We start from the raw sequence: 9084 nt of genomic DNA on the forward strand, positions 1-9084 counted from the left end.
GTTATGTGAATACGCTGGCTCTCGCTTGTGCTTATCTCTGGTTAAAATCCTGAATGTGCAACACTCCATAAAATCTCTTTAAGACTACAGATTTGATAGCATGGGTCAGTAGTGCGATTTCGAGCCAAGTAAGATATAAATCTAACCTCAGCTAAAGTCATTTTAATTTCTTAACTTCAGCTACTATCATCTCTATTGCCGAGTTAACCTCTTCAATTGTAGTCATTCTTCCAACACAAATTCGGAATGCACATTCAGCGACATCTTTTGGAACACCCATTGCCTTCATAATAGGTGAGTATTCACGACTCAAACCGTCGCAAGCGGAGCCAAGCGAAAAAGCGAGGTGTGGTTGTAGGTTGTTCAGAAGTTGCATACTATCGACATTTTCAATCGCTAAGTATAAGTTACCAGGATGGCGACCATCCAAGTCACCAAACACTGTGATTGCAAGAGCTTGAGTCAAACCATTTAGTAATGTATTTCTTAGGTCTCTTAATCGTAAAGCTTCAGATTCTTTAATCTCATCTAGCACCTTAGCTGCTTCAGCGAATCCAACAACCAGTGGTACAGGCAATGTACCAGCACGCAAACCATCTTGCTGACCACCACCAGATATCATAGGTATAAATTCAGGGTGTTGTAAGTGTTTTGAGTACAATAGACCAATACCTGATGGACCATATATTTTATGAGCTGATAGTGTCAGGAAATCCACTTCTAAGTCGTGACAGGCGATATCCAGATAACCTGCTTGTGAGGCATCTACATGTAACATTGTATCGTAGCGCTGACATAGCTCAGCAATTTGATAGATAGGCTGGCTTGTTCCTATAACACCATTGGTCATCGTGCAAGAAACCCATAGGACATTATTCTGCTCAAGTTTGGTCTGCAAATCTTGTAAGTCGATAATACCTTCCAATGTGATGTCCACATAAAGCAGTTTTAGACCATATTTACTAGCAGCTATCTCTAATGGGTTTAAGACAGATTTATGTTCTAAGTGACTGGTTAGGACGGTGTCTGCTTGTGGGTTCGTTTTTTCGGCAATAGGGATGCCTGAATAGATAGCTAAGTTATTCGCTTCAGTAGCTCCTGAAGTAATTAACAGTTCTTCCTCAAAGCAGTCATATATATCAGCTAATTTTGTGAGGCTATCACTGACTAATGTTTGTTTGTTCCAGCCAAAAAAGTGTCCGTCTGAATGAGGGTTTCCAGGCTGAGACCATATGTCCTGCATAGCTTTAATAACTGACGTGTCGCAAGGGGTATGTGAATTGTAATCTAAATATATGTTTTTCATAAAATTTTCATTATTTATTTGTATAGGATAGTTTTTAAGGTGAAAAAAAGAGAATCTCATTACATAAAGATAGTAACATGATATACTTCTGCATTGGAGAGTTGTTCCAATGCAGAAAGCAACTATACAAGTTTATTATAAATTATATGGATTGATTGAAATTTATGCGTTACTTTGCATCTTTGATAGATAATATAAAACCAACTCTTTCAGGCCATGATACCTTCCCACTGAGATATGGCTGGTTAAAAAAAGTTCATGATCAAATTGCAATACAGCCGGAATCTGAAGAGATCGAAAACGTCTTCTCTCAAAGTACCGCTATTGCTGATTTTGGTGTTGGTAAAAATATGTTGAATGCTATGCGGTTTTGGTCAACACATACGGCTATGATTATCAGAGATAACAGCGCTTATTATAATACACACCCTACTACGATAATTGATGAAATTTCGAAAGACGGTAATGTAAACGCAACTAAACAACTCAATTCTTTTTATAATGCTGAAAATATTTTTGCTGATCATGGTTTGGATCCTTATCTAGAATCACCTTCGACTATTTGGCTATTGCATTTATGCCTCGTCACAAACCCTAATTTAATGACCTATTACTGGCTCTTCAATATCAATACGAAGTCAGAGTTAAGCCGCGAAGAATTTGCTCGCTTATTAAAAGAGTTCTTTAAAGACCACGGCTTATCGGCTCCTTCAGATTCAACAATAAAAAAAGATATTGAATGCTTGATTCAAAATTACACAACGAAAACTCGTAAAGCGACTGATGATTTTGAAAATGTATTAGAAGGTCCGCTAGTAGAGCTTGGGCTATTGACCCGTGTTAATAAGCAAAACATTAGAGCACTACGAGGTGAGAAGAACTCTTTGACGCTGCATGTTTTCGTTTACGGCTTAATAAACTGTTGGCGAATTCATAATGGGGCAGCTGATACCTTGTCGCTAGAGATGTGTACTTATGACGAATGTTCTCCAGGTCGGGTATTCATGTTAGATGAAGATGCGATTATAAATTATGCAGAGCAACTGCAAGACTCTACATATTCTTTGACGTGGACTCAGTCTGCTGGGATTCGCCAATTTCAAATAACTGATGGTAGTAGTCTTGATGCTATTTTTGAGCAATGCGTAGAGCATATGCGAAATGAAGACTATAGTCATTGATAGGTCCTAAAAAATATTTAATTACGGTATTTTTAATAAATTAATTATAGAGTTATAAATAGTCATGAATACTAGCCCTAATGTAGATAACTACCTTATTGACCACATCGAGCGAAATCAATACTTCCAACGCTCTATCAATATCCATGCTGATAGCAACGACAAAGGTCCTATTAGTAACTTTTACTGTACTGCGTCATATGAACAAATTCTAATGAATATGATTGGTCATATAAAAGGCGGACAGACAGCGTTTACTTGGACAGGCCCTTTTGGATCTGGGAAATCGAGTTTGGCTTTGTTTCTACAGGGCTTGGTAAGTGATGATAAAGAGATTGTTGAAATCGCATCTTCTAAGTTAAGTAAAAAAAATAAGACTGCTATTGTTAAACATTTTAACTCTAAAGACCAACAATGGAAAACGCTTAACCTAACAGGTCAAACGATAGCGCCAGAGCAAATATTTAAAGATGCGCTAGGATTACCCTCAAGTGCAGATGCGAAAGATATTTTAGAGGCATTAGATGGCTATATCGATGATGAACAACGTCTGATTATTTTTATTGATGAGCTAGGTAAGGTGTTTGATGGTGCAGCCAAGAGCCATCGTCCAGATGACATTTATTTTCTGCAGCAGCTTGCTGAATTTGTGAATAGAACCAATGGAAGAGTACTTTTAGTTGGTATGTTGCATCAATCTTTTACAGCTTACGCACGTCAAGCGACTGCTAAAACACATAATGAATGGATGAAGATTCAGGGTAGGTTTGTCGATTTCGCCATTACATTATCGGTTGAAGAGCAGATTTATCTGATTGGTCAAGTCATTAATATAACTAATGAACAGTTAGAACAATACAAAAACAGCGATGAGTTCACAACCCAAATACAATCGCTAGTTGCGAATATTGCTAATTACCGTCAAACCAATTCAGAGAGTTTAACCAAGCTGCTAAGTGATGTATTCCCCCTACATCCGCTTGTAGCAATTTTGCTATGCAAATTGTCTCAAAAGAACTTTGGACAAAATCAGCGTAGTATTTTCTCTTTCTTAATGTCTTCTGAACCAAATGGGTTTGGCTATTATCTAAAAAATACTTTGTTGGATGAGTTTGTTCTATTTAAGCCGTATCAGTTTTGGGACTATCTGGATAGCAACTTGAATAGCGCTATTATTGCTTCTGAGTACAGCAAGCAATGGCTGCTGTCTCAAACGGCAGTTAATCGTTATGAAGGCCTTGATAATGAGGCTGCAGTTAAGTTGATTAAAATAATTGCTCTCATCAGTATTTTCGCAGATGGGACAGGAGTGCATGCGAGTCCTGAGCTATTAAAGACACTACTAGGTATAAATGAAGAGCAACTGAATGAGCTTATCAAGTCGTTAGAATCTGCTTCGATTATATTTTATAGTAAATTTAAACAATCCTACGTGCTTAGTGAAGGTAGTGATTTTAACTTAAACGATGCGGTGAGAGAACAGATTCAAGATCTTGACTCACTACCGTTTGAGCAGCTAGAACAGTTTGAGCCTATCGTTGCAAAAAAACATTATCAACTCACCGGTAGTCTGCGTTGGATGGAAGTGAAACTACTTCCGGTTACTGATGCATTGGAAAATGTACTTACGGGTCTGCAAGATAGTATCAATGCGTCGTTAGTCGGATATTTTTGTCTGCTTATACCTAAAAATGATGAAGAAGTATTGTTGGCAACAGAGGTTTGTAAAAAAATAGACAACTCTGATGAGTTTAATAATTTGGTAATTGCTGTTTTAGATAGTCATACGATTATCATCGATATGTTAAAAGATAAGATCGCTTTAAGTAACATCTTGAAAAATGAAGAGAGATTGCTAAACGATAAGATTGCACGTCAAGAGACTGAAGGGCGTTTGGTTGAAATTGAAGATGCTTTGAATACGTTGCTTGATAAGAGTTTAAATGCATCGAAATGGTATAGCAGGCATTTAGCAAGTCCTGAAACCCAATTGAATCGATTCAAACTTTCAGCACTTGCATCAACCATCGCCGATAAGCAAGTGACTCAAAACTTCATTTGTAATAACGAACTGGTCAATCGTAATAAACCATCACCTAGCGCAAAAGGCGCTATCCGTGAACTGCTTAAACGTATGATTGAACGTAGTGAAGAGGCAAGCTTAGGAATTGATAAGTACCCACCTGAAAAAGGTGTATATGAATCAGTTATTGCTAAAAATGGTTTGCACAAAACGGATAGCGATGGTAATTATTATTTTTCTAAACCTGATGATACACAGTTAGAAGCCATCTGGAAATGTGCTGATAATATCATTTCTGATGCTAAAGGAGATCTGGTTACTGCCAAGCAGATATATGAGGCTTGGGGGGCAGCTCCTTACGGCGTTAAAGCAGGACTTCATGAAATTCTATACATTGCCTATATATTGTCACGTCATAGTGATTTGGCTAATTATATTAATGGTGAATACAAGCCTTCGGTCCAATACTTATTGGCTGAGTACCTAATTAAAGTCCCAGCTGATGTAGGTGTAAGGGAGGTGTCTTTCTTAGAGGGTGTCCAGTCATGGATTCATGTTTTAAGAGACAGGTTACAAGAAGAGTTCGGCGCTCGTCTAGATGCTCATATTGAAGATGAACCATTACCGATCGCGCAAGCATTAGTGAGTATTTTCTATAGTTTGCATCCATGGATTCAGCGTACTAATACTTTATCACCTAAAACTAAGCAGCTGCGTGATATTTTGAAAAAAGCAAATGATCCTAATCAATTGCTCTTTGATGACTTACCAAAGTTCTTTAGCGCAGCAGATGACGATGATGCAAAAGTACAGAAAATCATTGAAGGTTTACAAGAGTTAGATAAGGTTTATCCAGATCTGGTTTCTGATATAAACATGAACCTTCAAAACTATCTTAAGGTAAAAGAAGACACTATTAATCCTTACACCGAAATTAACCAACGTTCTGAAGCATTGTTTGGTAAGTCGGGTGATTATTTACTAGATTCGTTCATAGCGAGGCTTGTTAAATACGATGGCTCTATGAATGATGCTGAAAGTCTCATTAGTTTATTAGCAGGCAATAAGCCATCTAAAAAATGGATTGACCAAGACATTACTAAGGCCCAGCAACGTATTGCCACATATGGCTTTCAGTTCTTGGAAGCAGAAGTCAATGCTGATGTGAATGCCAGCCCAGATAGACAAAAAGTCGGGGTGATTACTAAGTCTCCTAATGCAACGACCAGCCGAGTACGAGAAGCGCATATTACGTCTAAAAATATAGAACCTATCAATCAAAAAGTAGAAGAAATTGCAAATGCTCTGAAAGCGAGTCAATTCGATATGAATGATAGGATCGCTGTGATTGCCAAGCTTTTAGAAGCTTTAAATGATGAAGAAGATGCTGAAAAGGAAGAGTCTTAAATGTCAAAAATCAAGCACGTATTGGGTATATCAGGTGGTAAAGATAGTGCAGCATTAGCTATTTATATGCGTGATAACTACCCGGATTTAGAGATTGAGTATTTCTTTACGGATACTGGTAAAGAACTCGATGAGGTGTATGAGTATCTCTCTTATTTAGAGGGTTACTTAGGTAAGCCCGTACAACATATTAATCCTGACAGAGATTTTGATTTTTGGTTAACTCAGCATAATGACTACTTGCCATCTCCCCAGGCTCGTTGGTGTACTATTAAAATGAAGCTAAAACCGTTCCAAGACTGGGTGCAGGGCTTTTTAGATGATGGCTATGAGGTACACTCATATGTCGCTATTCGTTCAGATGAGCCGTACCGTACTGGTTATGACTCTAGTGATGAAAAGCTTGTGATTAAACTTCCTTTCAGAGAAGACGGGATTGATAAGCCAGGCGTTATGGATATTTTAGAAAACTCTGGAGTAGGGTTGCCGTCATATTATGAATGGCGTACACGTAGTGGATGTACTTTCTGCTTTTTCCAGCGCAAGATAGAGTGGGTTGGGCTTCTAGAGCGTCATCCTGAAGCTTTTAAAGAGGCTATGGCTTACGAGAAAGAAGCGCTCGCTAATCAGAGCCCTTTTACTTGGTCTGAGCGTGAATCCCTAGAAGAGCTTAGTCGCCCTGAGCGAATTGCTGAAATTAAAGCCGATCATGAAAAAAGAATAGCAAAAATGAAAAAGCGGATTAAAGTTAATCCGCTTAGACCTGATGGTGAGCCTGAGCTAGATATGGATGATATCTATGGACAAGGTAAAGCATGTGTAATGTGCCACAAGTAAATATCAATTCTTATTCACTGACTATACTTGCTTCTGCTAGACTTCATAAATGCATTCTTCTAATGTTTGTGCAAATTCAGCTGTCGAAACATATCGCCTCGAAGCATCGTGTTGTAAACCTTTTCTTATAGGTTCAAATAATTTATTAGGGCCTATAAAATCACTCGAACTCAATATACCGCTTGGATGCTTGCGGTTTACTATAAACCAAAAAATAGAGCACATTTGATATATATCAGAATTGAAACTAATATCTTTACGATGTTCATCTATATTAATATATCTGGAAAAGGACTCAGGCGATAACCAGTACCTAGGACCTATGGCTTTACCTTCATTAGTAATATCAGGACTAGAGCCGTCTAACATGAAACCTAATCCAAAGTCGCTTATTACCCACTTAGTATCTACTACTAAAATATTTTCTGGCTTAAGATCTCTATGTATTGCGTAACTATTTATTTGATTCAATGCTTTGGCAAGCCCTACTAATTGACCTGAATACTCACTGTAATCGACTTTGTTATTACAAATGTAATCTTTCAAACTACAGTCAGCTTTCTCCATACTGATTAACAGAGCTTCTACGGTATGGTTTTCACCTCTGTATTGTCTAATTATATTAATACGCTTATATCCATAAAACTTGATAATATGTTCATGATTCAAAGCTTTAAGTAGTTTAAGCTCGGTAACTGCTCTTTTAGCTTCTCTTCTATGAAATTTATTATAATCTTCTAAAGGAATGATTTTAAATGCATACTCATCTCCTGAACCCGAGTCAAGATAACATTCCACAGAACTGTTTCCGCCTTTACCTAAATGCTCTTGGTATTCGTAATTTTTAGAGTCAATCTCAATTAATCGCGGAACCTTATAAGAGTAACTATTGACCTTAATATTAATCATCAAGGTCTCCGAAAAGGTCTTCAATGAAATCATCTTCATCGTTGTCATCAATTCGCATACTAGCGATTATAGATCGAAAAGAGGGTTGATACTCAATGTGTTTGGAAGATTCAAAGTGTCTTTTATGGGTTTTAAGAAGATTACTTCGCTGAAGTGGAAAATGTTTCTCCCATAATAAAATCCATTTTTCTTCATCAAATAAAATCTCATCTTCGCATAAAGGACAAGTGCCTGCACCAAGTGGACACATGCCGCTGTCATAGTACACTGGGTCTAACATATCGTAGATTTCAAGAAAACCTTTTAATTTATTATCTAGCCTATAAGTATCTTGCAGTTGAAGGAAGCTATTACTGTCTAAATACGTACCAGCCAATATGATTTTTAGAAAGTTAATGCGCCATTTTCTTGAAGATGTGCTATTGGCCGAACTAAGGCAACGAACTGCATATTCTGTAAGGACGCTAGTAAAGTCTTCATCTGATGGGCTAATATTTTCATCTAAGAATTGAAAGTCTTGTTGTAAAAAAGCCACGTTTTTATCAGTGAGACTAAGTTCTTGTTGTGAAAAGTGATCTACAGCTAAGACAAGTGAATAGAAATCAGATTTTTGTTTAAATCTAGTTTTAGACATAGAATCTTCAGGAAAGAGTATTTTGATTTCATCTATTACCGTCATCATTCTTCTTTCTAAACCATCGAGGTTCTTTTTATTATATTCAATATAAAAGTTATCAAGGCTTTTCTTTTTATCTTGTGGACCTTCTAATAACCCTGCTAATATTTCAGATATAAATTCTACGTCTAATAGTCTTCTTCTACTTGCAACAGTAAACACCTTCCAATTATCTAAAACTTCTAAGTTGGCAATTTTTTCAGCTAGATTATAGAAATTTCCAGGGAATTCTGCTTTCCTTAACTCTTGATTATTGAGAGGTATCGCGTATTTATTAAGACGCGTGTAAATCTCTCTGTACTGTTCCTCTGTATAGCCATATGCTTCATTACAGTCGATTATATATCGCATCATACTGTTTTTAGCTTCTGTTGGTAAGTCAGAGTAGTAAAAACCCTTATATTCTCCTTCATAGGGGTCTTCGAGCTTTATTTTATTATTCACGAAATCTAATATTGAATTCAGCCTTTGCTGACCATCAATTATTTTCCTGACGGTACGACCATTATCTTCATTAGTATTTTGTATGAAGACCTTTGGAAGTGGGTATTCTTTTAATAATGTATCAATTAACATTATTTTAGAAGCTTTGTTCCAAACAGCTTTTCTTTGAAAGTCTGGCTGTAATACTAATTTTTTATCATTATCCCATTCTACAAAGTCGCTAATATAGTCAATCCAAGATAAAAGAAGTACAACCCATATCATGAAATAGTTTAGGTAAATTATTCTCCATCCAACCTTG

At 36.9% G+C, this 9084-nt stretch carries 6 protein-coding genes; 3 read left to right on the plus strand and 3 right to left on the minus strand.

Annotation, left to right across the window (positions count from 1 at the left end; all coding sequences use genetic code 11):
• Positions 1-157: 157 nt before the first annotated feature.
• Positions 158-1306 (minus strand): aminotransferase class V-fold PLP-dependent enzyme, encoded by a 1149-nt coding sequence (locus HCZ91_RS10225; RefSeq protein ID WP_179799302.1) that lies wholly within the window; start codon positions 1304-1306, stop codon positions 158-160.
• A 164-nt stretch (positions 1307-1470) separates the two neighbouring features.
• On the opposite strand from HCZ91_RS10225, the gene HCZ91_RS10230 reads away from it, so the two are divergent.
• The 3 genes from HCZ91_RS10230 (at position 1471) to HCZ91_RS10240 (ending at position 6754) form a co-directional block, all read left to right on the plus strand.
• Entirely contained in the window at positions 1471-2487 is a 1017-nt protein-coding gene (locus HCZ91_RS10230; RefSeq protein ID WP_179799303.1) for a DUF4007 family protein, read from the plus strand.
• A gap of 64 nt (positions 2488-2551) precedes the next feature.
• Entirely contained in the window at positions 2552-5917 is a 3366-nt protein-coding gene (locus HCZ91_RS10235) for a hypothetical protein (protein ID WP_179799304.1), read from the plus strand.
• On the plus strand, positions 5918-6754 hold the full coding sequence (locus HCZ91_RS10240; RefSeq protein ID WP_179799305.1) for a phosphoadenosine phosphosulfate reductase family protein: 837 nt from the start codon (positions 5918-5920) through the stop codon (positions 6752-6754).
• Between the two features lie 36 nt (positions 6755-6790).
• Here HCZ91_RS10240 and HCZ91_RS10245 read toward each other — a convergent pair whose 3' ends face one another.
• Positions 6791-7663, minus strand: a complete 873-nt coding sequence (locus tag HCZ91_RS10245; protein WP_179799306.1) for a protein kinase — start codon at positions 7661-7663, stop codon at positions 6791-6793.
• The coding region (locus tag HCZ91_RS10250) for a DUF262 domain-containing protein (RefSeq protein WP_179799307.1) at positions 7656-9084 on the minus strand (1429 nt) is incomplete at its 5' end. The genes HCZ91_RS10245 and HCZ91_RS10250, both read right to left, overlap by 8 nt.

It is taken from the genome of Psychrobacter sp. BI730 (assembly GCF_013414195.1).
Lineage (GTDB): Bacteria > Pseudomonadota > Gammaproteobacteria > Pseudomonadales > Moraxellaceae > Psychrobacter.